General features: G+C 42.8%; 9 protein-coding genes. 3 read left to right on the plus strand and 6 right to left on the minus strand.

Annotation, left to right across the window (positions count from 1 at the left end):
- The 3 genes from R8P61_10075 to R8P61_10085 are packed head-to-tail and all read right to left on the minus strand — an operon-like array spanning window position 1 to window position 5755.
- The gene (locus R8P61_10075) at window positions 1–1035 is read right to left on the minus strand and encodes a DUF1080 domain-containing protein (protein ID MDW3647401.1); all 1035 of its coding nucleotides are present in this window, start codon (window positions 1033–1035) and stop codon (window positions 1–3) included.
- Window positions 1036–1092: 57 nt separating this feature from the next.
- Complete coding sequence (locus R8P61_10080) at window positions 1093–2559, minus strand: DUF1501 domain-containing protein (protein ID MDW3647402.1); 1467 nt, start codon at window positions 2557–2559, stop codon at window positions 1093–1095.
- Between the two features lie 4 nt (window positions 2560–2563).
- Window positions 2564–5755: a DUF1553 domain-containing protein gene (locus R8P61_10085; protein MDW3647403.1), complete on the minus strand. Its 3192-nt coding sequence runs from the start codon at window positions 5753–5755 to the stop codon at window positions 2564–2566.
- A 166-nt stretch (window positions 5756–5921) separates the two neighbouring features.
- On the opposite strand from R8P61_10085, the gene R8P61_10090 reads away from it, so the two are divergent.
- The 3 genes from R8P61_10090 (at window position 5922) to R8P61_10100 (ending at window position 10458) form a co-directional block, all read left to right on the plus strand.
- Complete coding sequence (locus R8P61_10090; GenBank protein MDW3647404.1) at window positions 5922–6845, plus strand: hypothetical protein; 924 nt, start codon at window positions 5922–5924, stop codon at window positions 6843–6845.
- A gap of 74 nt (window positions 6846–6919) precedes the next feature.
- Window positions 6920–9535, plus strand: a complete 2616-nt coding sequence (locus R8P61_10095) for a sodium/solute symporter (protein ID MDW3647405.1) — start codon at window positions 6920–6922, stop codon at window positions 9533–9535.
- Window positions 9536–9540: 5 nt separating this feature from the next.
- The gene (locus R8P61_10100) at window positions 9541–10458 is read left to right on the plus strand and encodes a dihydrodipicolinate synthase family protein (GenBank protein MDW3647406.1); all 918 of its coding nucleotides are present in this window, start codon (window positions 9541–9543) and stop codon (window positions 10456–10458) included.
- Window positions 10459–10514: 56 nt separating this feature from the next.
- Here R8P61_10100 and R8P61_10105 read toward each other — a convergent pair whose 3' ends face one another.
- From R8P61_10105 to R8P61_10115, 3 genes are read right to left on the minus strand one after another with little or no spacing between them, the layout of a single operon-like run.
- Window positions 10515–11903 carry an NAD(P)(+) transhydrogenase (Re/Si-specific) subunit beta gene (locus R8P61_10105; GenBank protein ID MDW3647407.1) on the minus strand — a complete coding sequence of 463 codons (1389 nt, stop codon included), beginning with the start codon at window positions 11901–11903 and terminating at the stop codon, window positions 10515–10517.
- A gap of 5 nt (window positions 11904–11908) precedes the next feature.
- Window positions 11909–12217, minus strand: a complete 309-nt coding sequence (locus R8P61_10110; protein MDW3647408.1) for an NAD(P) transhydrogenase subunit alpha — start codon at window positions 12215–12217, stop codon at window positions 11909–11911.
- Window positions 12218–12227: 10 nt separating this feature from the next.
- The gene (locus R8P61_10115; GenBank protein MDW3647409.1) at window positions 12228–13355 is read right to left on the minus strand and encodes a Re/Si-specific NAD(P)(+) transhydrogenase subunit alpha; all 1128 of its coding nucleotides are present in this window, start codon (window positions 13353–13355) and stop codon (window positions 12228–12230) included.
- Window positions 13356–13404 lie beyond the last annotated feature (49 nt).

The following is a 13404-nucleotide window of genomic DNA, read 5'->3' on the forward strand; positions in this document are numbered from 1 at the left end:
TTATTTGAGGATAGGTTTAAGTACAATATCTTTATACATGACCTCTCCATGATCCCCTTGCAAATAAATGGGTCCCGGAGAGAACTCATCTGCAGTAAGGGCTCCACCTGTAACCCCCATGATGGCCTGATTGTCGATAATCTTCGTACCATTTAAAATGACTGTCAAATGCCGGTCGCAAAGGGTTATATCAAGTTCTTGCCATTTTCCTGGCTTTCTCTCGGCTGAAGCAGATGGAGTGATCCTACTATATAAGGCACCCATATGGTGGCTATCACGTTTTTTGCCATAGCTATCAAACACCTGAATCTCATAAATGCCTCGTAAATAAATCCCGCTATTGTTTCCTTCCGGAACATTCACTTTTAGGCTGAGATTGAAATCTTCAAAAGTATCATTTGTTCTAAGGTTTCCATAGTTGATATGTTTTTCTCCTTTATGCTGAACGGGCTTATTCATCAATACGCCTTTCTCCACAGACCAGGCACTCTTACTATTAGGGTCGACCAAGTGCCATCCTTCAGTGCTGTTATTGTCCAGTAAGTTGATGGATTTTCCATATTTGAGTTCTGCCAAATTGGGGGCTGCTGGTAGGTCGGGAATTCGAGTTGCGAGGAATACCGTAGTCTTTGCACCCTGACCATTAGGATCAGGCTGGACCATTTTACCAATCAACTCATCTCCGCTTCCCTCCAAAACCATTTGATAAACGGGCCTGTGCTTCCTCCCATTCTCTCTTTGAGCACTTCTCCAGGCCAATTGATTGAGGAAGAGTTTCCCTTCATGTTTATAAACGTGGTTGACTGGTACCACACTTCCTCCGTACCAAAGTATATCCGCATCGAGGTAGTCTCCTTCATCTCTGACTTCCAACCAACCCGCTCCATCAGGTAGATGAAGTGCCCAGCGCCCTAGATAGGGATTATCTTCGCTCGTCCTTATCTCTTGAGGAGGACTAAAGGCAAAAAGGGAGGAAATACTTAATAGTGCTGCTCCAATTAGCAGGCTTATTGAATAGGAATAATTAATTCTCATGATTCAGTAGTAGTTATAATAAATCTTAAGGTACAAAAGACCATTAACTGCTCAAAGCTAAGTCAGGATATCTTTGACGACATGGCCATGAACATCGGTAAGTCGATATCTGCGCCCCTGATGTTTGAAAGTAAGTCGTTCGTGATCTATCCCCAATAAATGTAAAAGGGTAGCTTGAAAATCATGGACATGGACCGGATTTTCGATTACATTATATCCAAAGTCATCAGTTTTTCCGTAGCTGATTCCTTTTTTTACTCCGCCACCAGCCATCCAAATTGAAAAACAACGAGGATGATGATCTCTTCCATAATTGTCTTTGGTCAGTTTTCCCTGTGAATAATTGGTCCTGCCAAATTCACCGCCCCAAACTACAAGCGTATCATCAAGTAAACCTCTTTGTTTAAGATCGATAATGAGAGCTGCAGATGCCTGATCGGTTTCTCTGGATTGGTGGCGGATGCCTGGAGGAAGATTTCCATGATGGTCCCATCCCTGGTGATAAAGCTGCACGAATTTTACATCTCTTTCAATGAGCCTGCGCGCCAACAGGCAATTGGCGGCATAGGTGCCGGGATTATTTGAATCTGGTCCATAGAGATCATAAATATGGTCGGGTTCACCTGAAACATCCATGACTTCAGGAACAGAACTTTGCATCTTGTAAGCCATTTCATATTGCGCTATCCTGGAATTGAGCTCAGGATCACCAGTGGTTTCCAACTGGATTTGATGCAATTCAATGAGTTTGTCGAGCATTTTCCTTCTGCTCTTTCCACTCACACCAGCCGGATTATTAAGATAAAGTACCGGATCTTTTCCTGATCTAAATTGAACTCCCTGATGAAGGGAAGGCAAAAAACCATTTCCCCACAAACGAGAATATAAAGGCTGCCCACCTTTATCTTTACTCACCAGTACACAAAAGGAAGGAAGATTTTCATTATCGCTCCCTAGCCCATAACTCAACCAGGAACCAATAGATGGACGACCTGCTTGTTGAGATCCCGTTTGAAAGAAAGTAATAGCAGGATCATGGTTGATGGCTTCTGTATGCATAGAATGGATGTAGCAAAGTTCATCCGAAATCTCTGCGATATGAGGCATCAGTTCACTCACCCATGCACCACTTTTGCCATGCCTTTTAAACCGAAAGAAGGAACCGGCCAGAGGGAAACTGGATTGATTGACCGACATACCCGTAAGTCTCTGTCCTTTTCTTACCGAATCTGGCAATTCTTCTCCATGCATTTTGTTGAGAAGCGGTTTGTGGTCGAAAAGATCCATTTGAGAAGGACCACCACTTTGAAAGAGGTAGATGATCCTTTTGACTTTTGCAGAGAAATGGGGTTTGCTTAGGATTCCTCCTTTTCCATTTCCACTGATACCTGAATTGGCGAACATGGAAACCGGATTCATAAGAGATGCTAAAGCCGCTCCTCCCAGACCCAGACTCATTTTTGAGAAAAAATGCCTACGGTTCATGAGTAGGCCGGGATTATATATTTGATCTTTCTTTTTCATGGGATTATCTCAGCATTATACTTTCATCAAAATTCATAATGGCATTTGCTATAACAGTAGCTGTTGCCAGTTGTAAAGGGTCAAGAGACTCATCTACGGAAGAATCACCTTCACTTAAGAGTTCATGCGCTGCCTCAGGCCTTTCCTTGAACTCTGTCAATTGTTCTGCATACATTTCGTTCAATACCTGGCTTTCCTCCGTGCTGGGCTGGCGACAAGTGAGCAGACTGAAAGCCATCCTGATTTGTTCCTCTGGTTTTTCAGAGGTATGTAACATCCTTTCCCCCAACTTCCGAGATGCTTCTACAAATTGCACATCATTGAGTAATACGAGTGCCTGTAAAGGAGTACTGGTCGACTGCCTTTTTACAATACAGATATTTCGATCCGTAGCATCGAAGGTCATCATATTAGGCGGAGGAGATGTTCGTTTCCAAAAAGTATACAGGCTTTTTCTATACAGACCATCTCCTTTGTCGGCCAGGTATATTTTTCCGGATTTTTCTTTCCAGAGGCCCTCCGGTTGGTAAGGCTTTACACTTGGCCCTCCTACTTTTTCCACTAATAAGCCTGAGGTCGCCAGGGCTTGATCTCGTAACATTTCTGCACTCAACCTGAAAGCAGGTCCTCTTGCCAAAAGAACATTATCAGGATCCTTCTCTCTTAATTCGGCAGATGCATAAGAATCTTGTTGATAGGTAGCAGAGCTCAGAATAAGTTTATGCAAAGCTTTGATGTCCCAACCAGATTCTATAAAGCGAACAGCCAGAAAGTCCAGCAATTCCGGATGAGAGGGTAAAGCTCCCTGGTTGCCAAAATCTTCTGGTGTAGAGACCAGACCTTTGCCAAAATGCATTTGCCATATTCGATTGACCATGACTCGTGCAGTTAAGGGATTTTCTGCATCAAATAACCAATCTGCAAGGCCCAATCTATTCGGAGGGAGTTCTTCTGAAAAGGCCAGAACTTTCGAAGGAGTTCCTGCATATACTTCTTCGCCTGGTTGATCATAAGCTCCTCGGTTGAGGACAAAGGTCGGACGAGCCTGAGGCAGGTCTTTCATAATCATGATTTCAGGAACGGTATCAATCAGACTTCTTTCTTCATCTCTGAGCTTTCTGATTTCCTTTTCCCATTGCTGAAAGTCGGCATCGATATTTCGCAGGTAAAATTCTTTGAGTAATTCTCTTTCCTTTGGGGAAAGTTCCGCCATATTCTTTGCAGCAAGTTGATTCGCCAATCTTTTGCCCGCCAGTTCAGAGACTTCCAATTGACTTAGGCATCGATCAAACACCTTGAATTCATCGACTATGCCATTCTTAAATCCCTTCCCCCTAAACCTATAACCAATAGCGAGATGGACCTTTACCCTTTCGTATAGAATGTCTTTAGTCAGGTTGTCCTTAATTATGTCCATTTCAGTCTTTTCCCCATTGATAAAAAGAGATAGACCTCTGGCCTGGGAAGAACCATCATAAGTCATAGTCAGGTGGACCCATTCATTTATGGGAAATGCTTTTTTGCTGAGTTTCCTAATTTCATTGTGAGGCCACATATGGGTTAGTGCCAGGCTGATTTTTCCCTGATCAATCATTAATTCATAGCCCCGGCTTCCTGCATCCAATACTGCCTGGGTTCTATGAACTATTACAGCTCTGTCCAGTTCCTCTTCTGCTTTGACCCAAATAGATAGACTGAATGGATCACTCCGGCTAAAAACTCCTAAATCTTTGAAAGAGAGCCCATTCTCTCCACTTAGCTTAAGCCCTTTATTCTTATGCCCGGAAACCAGAATGGGATCATCTACAATGCTTGCTGCAAAGCGGGGCCTGGCAGCATTTGCCAGTTTTTTATTGCTAATTCTGTCAAAGCTAAAATCACCCACTTTCCCTTTAGTTAAATTAGGCTTGATATTGCCTGAACGTGCTAACCAGTTCTTAAATCGTTCCTCACTTTGAGGAATTTGAGATTCCATTTTTTCTATACTGGCACGTATTTCGGCAGCTTTGCTATCTGTGTTCTGAGCTGTAAGTTTTAATGCTGGTACAGGGACTGCATCCGTAAAAAAGGAAGTTTGTCCTGATTCATCCACACTATTGAAAAAACTGAAGAGTTGATAGAATTCCTTTTGAGAAATGGGATCGTATTTATGATCATGGCAGCGGGCACATTCCATCGTGAGACCGAGAAAGGCCCGTGAGGTAGTGATGGTTCTGTCAGCCACATACTCAGCTCGAAACTCCTCTTCTACACTTCCTCCTTCTTCAGTCTGCATATGGTTGCGATTAAATCCGGTTGCCAGAATTTGCTCTCTGCTGGGATTAGGCATCAGATCTCCGGCTAGTTGCCAGCGGCTAAATTCGTCATAGGGCATGTTGTTGTTGAAAGCCTTAATTACCCAATCTCGCCAGGGCCACATACGCCTTTCTCTGTCGGCCTGGTAGCCATGGGTATCTGCATAGCGAGCAACATCCAACCAGTCAATGGCCATTCTTTCTCCATAAGCCTCCGAAGCCAACATTTCATCTATAACTTTCTCCAGAGCATCTTCAGAATCGTCCGCTTTAAAGGCTTCAAGCTCTTCAACTTGTGGAGGAATCCCTCTTAAGCCAAAACTGATCCTGCGCATCAGCCTTTCTTTTGATGCTTTATCTGTGAAACTAGTTCCTTCCTGTTCCAGGCGGGCTAGTACAAATTGATCGATCTCATTCTGGATTTTCCCCTCTTCTTTTACAGAAGGGAAATTGGATTTTTTGGGAGGAATAAAGGACCAATGTTCCTTCCATTCGGCTCCCTGGTCTATCCATTTTCCAATAAGGGCTATCTCCTGATTATTGAGGCTAAGATTGGATTCAGGGGGAGGCATGATGAATTCCTCATCTTTGGATATAATTCGGTGCCAGACTTCACTGGCATCCAGATTACCCGCTTTGATAGCAAATCTTTTTTCAACTTCTCCTAATGCAGTGAAGGCGCCTTCTTCGGTATCCAGACGCAAATCTGCAGAACGTGCTTCTTCATCCGGTCCATGGCAGGCGAAACATCGATCCGAAAGAATAGGCTTAATATGGAAGTTGAAATCCACCCGATCCGGCAGACTTTTGTCTGCTGCATATTGGGTGTAGGATCCATTTTGGCATGCAGAGAGCATGGCCCCTACAAGGATTAACAGTAGGCAGTAGTTATAGCAATTCATAAGTCCTTTAAATTAAAAAAAGACTGCCGAATAAGAAACCAAAAATTAAGCTATATCGAAGAACTTATTATTTTGATCTACGTAATTCCAAATACAACAAGCACCACCAAAGACAATTTATCTAATCTTGAATTAGTATGAATTACCTCTAAACGTCTTTGGTACCATGAAAAGAAACACCTATTTATTAATTTCCTTAATTTTCCTTTTTCAATCTTGTGTAAGTTTCAAACCTTATGCCCAGTCTGAACTGGATTTTCCTTTAAAGCCCGTAACAGAAGTTGAAGTTTTCTTTCCCGGAGAACTTTTGCCCTATAAAGAATATATAGAAATTGGCAGCCTCGCTACCAATATGAGTGGGGCTACGAATAATCAGGCCTACGTCAGCCGACTTCAAAAAATAGCACGAGAAAATGGCGTTGATGCCCTTATGGATATCCAGGAAGATCAGGGATATTATGGCGGACGGATTTTAACCGCTTTGGGCATAAAGTATATCAAAAATCTGGATTATCTGGATGAGTATGTGAAGAAGGAATCCTTTTATAAGCTGGACAGCCTGGGGAAAAATAAAGAGTTGGTTGCAGTGATTGAAAGAAGCCCTATTGGGCGAACCTTGAGTAGTCGTTTTAGCAGTGATGAAGAAAAAGACTTTTATGAAACCTATATCCAAAATTATAGAGATCATCACCTAAGGGAAGAAAGAGATAATTGGACTTATAGAAAACATGCAAATACAGGGATGATTATTTCCCGGCAGTATTCCCGTTCGTCTCAATGGGTTGTCAAGACTTGTAGATTTAAATATGGAGAACAGGGATTGGAGAGAATTAAGATTTTCTACGAGGATGATTTTCGGCAAGAAGAAATCTTGTATATGTATGATGAAAAATCTCGTATCTCCGGACGGCAATTGGATCTACCTTTCGGTCGCCAATTAATTGAGGGCTATAAATACGATACAGAAGGCAAGCTGTCCCAAAAACTTTTCATCCTAAAAGTTCCCAATAAGGTTCAACCGCTGCAGTATGTGTCCGAGTTTGAGTATTATAAAAAGGAAGACATTCACGATTTCCTGACTCAGGAATAAGGGACAAGAATTGCTTCTATTTTAGGCAAGAAAAAATGTCTATTTTTAAGTAGAAATAGTCTCGAAAAAAGTTTGTGATCCGAAAACTACTCCTACTACTACTTTGCCTTTGGCCTATAATATCTCTGGGCCAAAGCCCTTCCTTTAATCTCGAATGGAAGGAATTAAGTCCTCTGATTCCTCCTCCGGAAGCAGCCAGACAAGCCGGTTTGGCGGGGCCTTTTGGCGGAGTTGTGGAAGAGTCGGTGATACTTGCAGGAGGAGCCAATTTTCCAGATGGCCCAGCCTGGGAGGGGGGGCAGAAAGTCTATCATCAGGACATCTATCTGCTGAATGATTCCCAATGGGAATTGTTGAATATTCAATTGCCCTATCCTATAGCTTATGGATTGAGCCTTTCTGGTCTGGATGCTATGTATTGGATAGGAGGGATGAATGGAGACTCTCTATGCCGAGCAGTTTTTAAAATAAAGCATAAAAAAAAGAAAGAGGATATTCAGATTGAATCTCTGCCTGCTTTGCCTATTGCTCTTGCAAATACGAGTGGAGGTATAATTGGCAATCAATTGTATGTCTTTGGGAGTAGGGAAGACTTAGGAGAAAGCTATTTCTTTAGGTTAAATCTGGCAGAAATAGAGAAAGGCTGGATAGCTTTGGCCGATTTGCCTGCTAGTCCCAGAACTCATGCCTATGGCAGTATCCAAAATGGGGGAGAAGGTCCAGCTTTTTATTTGTTCAAAGGACGTTGGAAAGGAGGAGGAGCACTGACCAAATTTCTTTCTGATGCCTGGGTTTATGAACCGCTGAAGGATGAATGGAAAGAACTCAAGCAAGACCAGGATTTTCCACTCGCTGCCGGAGGTGTCCTGGAGCTGGGAGCCAATCAAATTTTAATTTTTGGTGGGGATAGTGGAGAGAACTTTAACAGGATAGAGGAACTCAATCATAGGATAATTGAAACAGAAGCTGAGGGAAAGGAAAACTTGATCAAAGCGAGGGATTCCCTCATGAAGTTTCATCCTGGCTTCAGCTCTGAGATCTGGTCCTTTCATACCATCACTCAAAGTTGGCACTTACTTTCACAAATGCCAGCTTCCAGGGCATTGACTACACCCGTTTTTTACAGAGGAAAGGATATCATAATCCCCTCAGGAGAAGTTTCTCCTTGCATTCGAACGGATCAAGTTTGGAAAGGGGAAATAAGAGAAGAAAATTCTATTTCATCTTTGAACATTTGGGTACTCGCAAGCTATTTCATCTTGTTGTTGGGATTGGGGATTTATTTTTCTGTCCGCCAGAAAAGCACGGATGACTTCTTTATGGCGGGGAGGCGAATTCCAGCCTGGGCAGCGGGTATGAGTATCTTTGGCACACAACTAAGCGCCATAACCTTTATGGCCATTCCAGCTAAGACCTTTGCTACAGATTGGCTCTATGTCGTGCTAAATCTTTGCATCATTCTGGTTGCCCCCTTTATCATTCGAATTTTCCTTCCCTTTTACCGGAGGTTCAAATTGCGAACTGCCTATGAGTATCTGGAATTGCGTTTCAATTTAGCGACTCGTCTTGCTGGATCCCTGATGTATATCTTCCTTCAAATTGGTCGACTGGGAATCGTCTTGTTATTGCCTTCTTTGGCCCTATCTGTCTTGACGGGAATAGGGGTAGAGTGGTGCATTCTTTCTATGGGAATTCTGAGTATCCTGTATACCGTATTAGGAGGAATAGAAGCCGTAATCTGGACAGATGTATTGCAAGTATTTGTTCTATTGGGAGGAGCACTGCTATGCTTTGTTTTACTATTTCTCGATTTGGGGATGGGAGAAATCCTGCGAGTCGCTGGCGATTTTGACAAACTGAGGATGTTGGATGCAAGCCTGGATATTACGGAACCTACACTCTGGGTATTGCTCTTCGGGGGATTTGCCGTAAACTTCATTCAATATGGAAGTGATCAGACTGTAATCCAAAGATACCTGACCACCAAAGACGAAGCTGCTGCTGCCAAAAGTATAAGAATAGGTGCCTGGATGAGTCTTCCTGCAACGCTAATCTTCTTTTCATTGGGCACTTTATTGTTTGTCTTTTTCCGAAGCCAACCGGAAGCCATGCAGCCAACTTTAGCAAGTACCGATAGTATTTTCCCCTGGTACATCGTATCGCAATTGCCGGATGGAGTTTCAGGTCTTTTGCTGGCAGCTATCTTTGCAGCTTCTATGTCCAGTTTGGATAGTAGTATGAACTCCGTTTCTACGGTGATTAGTGTTGATTTTGTGGAAAGACTTATGCCGTTGAAAAATTCAGCTCAATATCTGAGCCTGGCAAGAATAGTTACGGTAATTATTGGAGGATTGGGAACAGCTCTTGCCTGGTTCATGGCCAGTTGGGGAATCAGTTCCTTATGGGATCAATTCAATATGATAATTGGACTATTCGCCGGAGGTCTGGGAGGAATTTTTCTTGCAGGAATTCTTATCCCCAAAGTCAATGGGCAAGCTGCAATTCTTGCCCTCATACTGAGTGGTATGATTCAGTATTTGGTGAAAAGCTTTACAAACATTCATTTGCTTTTATATACGTTTACCGGTATGCTTTCTGCCATATTATTGAGCGTCCTGTTCAGCCGGTTTTTCGGCCAAAACAAAGATTCATCTCAAGCATATACCTTTCGTCAACTTCCTCATCAATAACTCTCATGACTACCAGAACATTTAAGGGTCTTATCGCAGCTCCTATTAGCCCAATGAAGAAGAATGGAGAAATTGACCTGGCACGGGTTGAAAATCTGGCAAAGCTCTATCGAAAAAATGGGGTTAATGGAGCCTTTATCTGCGGTACAACCGGGGAGGGAAGTTCTCTGAGTGTTGAAGAAGTAAAAGCCTATGCTCAAGAATGGAAAAGAGTAGGAGAGGGCTTGACTAAAATTCTGTGTGTAGGAGGGGATAATGTGCAGGAAATGCAGGAGTTGGCTGCTTATGGAGGAGAGCTGGACCTGGATGGAATTTCTATGCTGAGTCCTTATTATTTCAAACCTAAATCAGAAGAGGATTTACTCGGACTTTGCAAAAGTGTTTCAGAAGCTGCTCCTGAAACTCCCTTATATTATTATCATATTCCGACTTTAACGGCTGGGTATTTTTCCATGAGAAAGTTTTTGGGCCTGGCAAATACAGAATTACCTCAATTGAAAGGGATTAAATTTACTTTCAATGATCTGTATGATTTTTACCGATGCAGAGCCTTTGAAGGGGAAAAGTATGAGATGTATTGGGGAACGGACGAAGTGCTTCTCTCTGCTTTGGTGGCAGGAGCAAATGGAGCGGTAGGTAGCACTTATAATTATGCTGCACCTTTATACAATCGAATCATCACTGCTTTTCAGAAAGGTGATATGGACAAAGCCAGAGAGTTGCAGGATAAAGCAGTTGAGATGGTTGAACTCCTAATTGCATATGGAGGCACGGGAGCGACCAAATCATTTATGAAGATCATAGGCCTGGATTGCGGAGAATACAGAGCACCCATTTCCAATCCCAATTCAAATGAGATCAAAGAACTAGAAGGGAAATTGAAGAAGATCGGATTCTTTGATTTCTGTAGTTCACCCACCTAAAACAAAAAAGGCCAGGCAATATTCTGCCTGACCTTTTATAAATGAGTATTATCTTTTTATATAGTCTTCAATTCTGAAACCAGTTTAGATAAACTGTCTTTGGCATCTCCAAAGAGCATGCGGGTTCCATTGGCAAAGAAAAGTTCATTTTCAATTCCAGCATAGCCTTTTCCCATACTTCTTTTCATGATGATGACATTCTTGGCATTGTGAACCTGAATGATAGGCATGCCATAAATCGAGCTACTGGGATCATTTTCTGCTGCAGGATTTACAACATCATTTGCTCCCACAACTATCGCTACATCTGTTGATCCCAGACTTTCATTTGCATCTTCCAGTTCTACCAGTTTGTCATAGGAAACATCCGCTTCGGCCAACAATACATTCATATGTCCGGGCATACGACCAGCAACCGGATGAATGGCATAGGTAACTTCCACTCCTCTATCCGTTAGTAGTTTATCGAAATCATTGCAAACATGCTGTGCCTGTGCGACAGCTAATCCATAGCCGGGAACTACACATACACGATTGGCATAAGCACAGAGGATAGCGGCATCTGATAAAGCAATTTCTTTGACTACCTTTTCCGCAGCATCTCCTTTTGAACCACTTGAAACCGTACTAAATGATCCAAAAATAACATTAGCCAAAGAGCGATTCATTGCCTGGCACATGAGTATGGTAAGGATGGTCCCTGCGGACCCAACGAGAATACCTCCCGTAAGCATCACTTGATTGTCATAGAGGAATCCTCCAAAAGCTGCTGCAACTCCGGTGAAGGAGTTAAGTAAAGAAATCACAACCGGCATATCTGCCCCACCGATGGGCATCACAAAGGTGATTCCATAAACGAGAGAAATGCCAAGTAGAAGCCATAGCAATCCATTGTCAAACAATTCAGGATTCATGACCCCATAAATTGTAAGCCCTGTAAGGGTCAAGGCAAATATCCCATTGATGATGGGCATGAGGTTATTGTAGATATCCTTGATCCTTCCTTCCAGTTTGCCATAGGCAATCATTGATCCACTAAAGGAAACGGAACCAATAATTAAACTCACAGCTACTACAGATAGGAAACCTGCTTCGTGGGAAGGATGGGTGTCAAATTCTATCAATGCAATCAGGGCTGCACAGGCACCTCCCATTCCATTGAAAAAAGAAACCATTTGAGGCATGGCAGTCATCTGGACTTTTACTGCCATGAGATAGCCAATCACAGTTCCCACTGCCATTGCTAATATGATCCAGACATGGTTTTGGATGCCATTTCCGGCATCGTCTTTATGAAAAAGTATAGTCGCTACAATGGCCAGGCCCATACCAAAAGCTGCAAGCAGATTTCCTTTTCTTGCACTTTCAGGGCTACCCAGCATTTTCAATCCCAAAATGAAGGTGATCGAAGCGACCAGATATGAGAGTTCTAATGTAAATTCCATAGCGATCAATCTTTCTTTTTAAACATTTCCAACATACGATTGGTGACCACGAAGCCGCCAACCACATTGAGGGTACCTAAAACCACAGCTAAAAAGCCCAAAACCAGGGCAAGAATATTATCCGGAGCAGCATGACCCATCACAATGATGGCTCCTATAATCACAACTCCGTGAATGGCATTGGCACCTGACATGAGCGGTGTATGCAGGATCGCTGGAACATTGGAGATGACTTCCACCCCCAGAAAAATGGAAAGAATGATTACATAAATGAATTCTTTATGCGCTAGAAATAGTTGAAATAGATCAGACATAGCAAGGGGGTTAAGAGGCGACAGAAGAAAATTTATCTAATACACGGGGACTAATGATGGCTCCGCCATGCGACACACAGGTGTGTTGTATGATTTCATTTTCGAAATCAAAACTGATCGCTCCATCGTTTATAACCTCCTTGAAAAAGTTGATCAGATTCTTCCCATACATCTTGGATGAATCCAAAGGTATACTGGAAGCCAGACTGGAGTCGCCTATAATGCTCACTCCATTTACAACTACGGTTTCATTATTTTTGGAGAACGCACAATTTCCTCCGCTGGAGGCAGCAAGATCTACCACCACAGAACCCGCTTTCATTTTATGAAGGGTTTCTTCCTGGATAAGCAGGGGGGCTTTACGACCCGGTATTTGTGCTGTACAAATAATAACATCGGACTTGGCTGCATGCTCCTGAATAAGGGCTGCTTGTCTCTGTTTATATTCTTCAGTTTGTTCAACTGCATATCCTCCCGCAGAAGTATCGTCAGTTGCTCCTTCCACTTCAACAAATTTAGCCCCTAAACTCAGGACCTCTTCTTTTGCTGCAGCTCGTACATCAAAAGCCTCGACGACAGCCCCCAACCTTTTTGCTGTTGAGATCGCCTGCAAGCCTGCTACACCTGCACCCAGGATCAAGACTTTAGCTGGTATAATCGTTCCAGCTGCCGTCATGAACATAGGGAAGAATTTGGGAAGATGAATTGCTGCTTGTAAAACTGCTTTGTATCCTGCCGAAGTCGCCATAGAAGAAAGGACATCCATAGCCTGGGCCTTGGTGGTACGAGGTACCATGTCCATACTAAAAACAGAAACTCCTTTTTTTGCAAAATCCTGAGCGGTTTGAGGATTGCTCAGGGGATTCATTTGAGTAATCAGAATTTTCTCCGGAGAGATTTCGGATTGGTTCGGGGTCTGGATGCAGAGAATTACCTGAGCATCTGCAAGAATGTCTTTTCTTGACTTAATTGAGGCTCCGGCATCTGAATAATTGCTGTCCTCTTGAAATGAAGCTTTGCCTGCACTAGTCTCCATCCATACTTCCGAATAACCAAGGTCCATGAGCTTTTTTACGTGCTCTGGAAGTATAGACACTCTTCGCTCAGGCTCTGCTTCTTTGAGTACGCCTAAGATCATGGTGCGATAGTATTTTTAGTCTATAAAATTTCTTTAAGGCAAAAGTTAT

This window comes from Bacteroidia bacterium, from assembly GCA_033391075.1.
Taxonomy (GTDB): domain Bacteria; phylum Bacteroidota; class Bacteroidia; order J057; family J057; genus JAWPMV01.

Coding starts and splice junctions, on each gene's coding strand:
- R8P61_10075 (MDW3647401.1), bottom strand. CDS start 1,035: ATGAGAATTAATTATTCCTATTCAATAAGCCTGCTAATTGGAGCAGCA.
- R8P61_10080 (MDW3647402.1), bottom strand. CDS start 2,559: ATGAAAAAGAAAGATCAAATATATAATCCCGGCCTACTCATGAACCGT.
- R8P61_10085 (MDW3647403.1), bottom strand. CDS start 5,755: ATGAATTGCTATAACTACTGCCTACTGTTAATCCTTGTAGGGGCCATG.
- R8P61_10090 (MDW3647404.1), top strand. CDS start 5,922: ATGAAAAGAAACACCTATTTATTAATTTCCTTAATTTTCCTTTTTCAA.
- R8P61_10100 (MDW3647406.1), top strand. CDS start 9,541: ATGACTACCAGAACATTTAAGGGTCTTATCGCAGCTCCTATTAGCCCA.
- R8P61_10105 (MDW3647407.1), bottom strand. CDS start 11,903: ATGGAATTTACATTAGAACTCTCATATCTGGTCGCTTCGATCACCTTC.
- R8P61_10110 (MDW3647408.1), bottom strand. CDS start 12,217: ATGTCTGATCTATTTCAACTATTTCTAGCGCATAAAGAATTCATTTAT.
- R8P61_10115 (MDW3647409.1), bottom strand. CDS start 13,355: ATGATCTTAGGCGTACTCAAAGAAGCAGAGCCTGAGCGAAGAGTGTCT.